A 1,964-nucleotide genomic window follows, 5' to 3' on the forward strand; every position below is an offset into this window, starting at 1 on the left:
TCCGATTTCGGCTTCAGCGGTTTCTCCTCGATGGACAGCGCCTTAAAGTTCTCATCGAACTCCACCACCCCGAAGCGCTCCGGATCCAGCACCTGATAACCAAACACCGTGGCACCGGAGGTCTTCGCCGCTGCCGCGTCCAGCTTTTTACCGAAGCTCTGGCCAAAGTAGATATTATCTCCCTGCACCAGGGCGCAGGCATCGTTGCCGATAAACTTCTCGCCAATGATAAAGGCCTGCGCCAGGCCGTCCGGCGACGGCTGGACGGCGTAGCTGAAGTTCACCCCGAACTGCGACCCGTCACCCAGCAGGCGCTGGAAGGAAGGCATGTCGTCCGGGGTGGAGATAATCAGGATGTCGCGTATTCCCGCCAGCATCAGGACGGACACCGGGTAGAAAATCATCGGCTTGTCATAGATTGGCAGCAGCTGCTTGGAGACGCCCTGGGTGATCGGATATAAACGCGTGCCGGAGCCGCCGGCCAGAACAATACCTTTCATAAATCTATTCCTTAATCAGTCAGATATCAGTTATTGAGGCCCAGACGCTCGCCGGCATAGGAGCCGTCCAGCACGCGCTGCCACCAGGTCTGATTGTTCAGGTACCAGTGCACGGTTTTCTCAATCCCGCTTTCGAACGTCTCCTGCGGCACCCAGCCCAGATCGCGCTGAATTTTTGCCGCATCAATGGCGTAGCGAAGGTCGTGTCCCGGACGGTCGGTGACAAAAGTGATCAGGTCAGCAAAGTGGGCGATGTTGCCCGGCTTCTGCGCCACCACCTTGTCGAGAATGGCGCAGATGGTACGCACCACATCGATATTTTTACGCTCGTTATGACCGCCGATATTGTAGGTCTCGCCGCTCTTGCCTTCGGTCGCCACTTTATACAGCGCACGGGCATGGTCCTCGACGTACAGCCAGTCACGGATCTGCTCCCCGTTGCCATACACCGGCAGCGGTTTACCCGCCAGGGCATTAAGGATAGTCAGCGGGATTAGTTTCTCCGGGAAATGATACGGACCATAGTTGTTGGAGCAGTTGGTCACCACCACCGGCAGGCCGTAGGTGCGGTTCCAGGCGCGAACCAGATGGTCGCTGCCCGCTTTGGAGGCGGAGTACGGGCTACTCGGCGCGTAAGGGGTTTCTTCGGTGAACAGGTCATCGGTGCCATGCAGGTCTCCGTACACCTCATCGGTGGAGATATGATGGAAGCGGAAAGCTTTTTTCTGCGCTTCTCCAAGCCCGGACCAGTAGTGACGGGCCGCCTCCAGCAGAGTGAAGGTGCCGATCACGTTGGTCTGGATAAAAGCAGCCGGGCCATCAATGGAACGGTCTACATGGCTTTCTGCCGCCAGGTGCATCACGATATCCGGGCGGAACTCGCTGAACTGGGCCGCCACGGCAGCGGCGTCCGTGATATCGGTCTGGGAAAACGAGTAGCGCTCGCTCCCGGCCACCGGCGCCAGGGATTCGAGGTTGCCGGCGTAGGTCAGGCAGTCCACCACTCGGACTTCATCCCGGGTATTTTCAATGATATGACGAACTACAGCAGAGCCAATAAAGCCTGCGCCACCGGTGACAAGAATCTTCATACTTTATTTACCTTTTATTACTCATGCAAAAAGAAAATAATTGCATACATCTCCATATTAAAATATTTGAGATGTAATTTCATGGGGATAATATCGGAGGAACACTTTAAAAACAAATAGCGAAATTCTTAATTTTTCGCTATTTATCATAATAGATCTTGATAATACACACGCTTTTTTATTAGACCTTCAATAAAGTTATGAAGGTCTAATAAGATAAATATTAATCTAACCACTCAGTGTGGAAAACGCCTTCCTTATCAGTACGCTTATAGGTGTGCGCACCAAAGTAATCTCGCTGAGCCTGAATCAGGTTAGCGGGCAGAACCGCGGAACGGTAGCTGTCGTAGTAGGCAATTGCGGCAGAGAATGT

At 53.7% G+C, this 1,964-nt stretch carries 2 protein-coding genes and 1 pseudogene; all 3 read right to left on the minus strand.

Annotated features, from left to right (window positions below):
- Nucleotides 1-500: sugar phosphate nucleotidyltransferase (locus RTW80_RS24460; RefSeq protein ID WP_312720646.1), on the minus strand; the 500-nt coding region annotated here is incomplete at its 3' end.
- A 26-nt stretch (nucleotides 501-526) separates the two neighbouring features.
- Nucleotides 527-1,591: a dTDP-glucose 4,6-dehydratase gene (gene rfbB / locus RTW80_RS24465; protein WP_000699390.1), complete on the minus strand. Its 1,065-nt coding sequence runs from the start codon at nucleotides 1,589-1,591 to the stop codon at nucleotides 527-529.
- Nucleotides 1,592-1,814: 223 nt separating this feature from the next.
- A pseudogene (locus tag RTW80_RS24470) lies at nucleotides 1,815-1,964 on the minus strand (NADP-dependent phosphogluconate dehydrogenase); the annotation flags it as partial.

It is taken from the genome of Escherichia sp. AM3 (assembly GCF_032029835.1).
GTDB lineage: Bacteria > Pseudomonadota > Gammaproteobacteria > Enterobacterales > Enterobacteriaceae > Escherichia > Escherichia coli.

Coding starts and splice junctions, on each gene's coding strand:
- rfbB (WP_000699390.1), bottom strand. CDS start 1,591: ATGAAGATTCTTGTCACCGGTGGCGCAGGCTTTATTGGCTCTGCTGTA.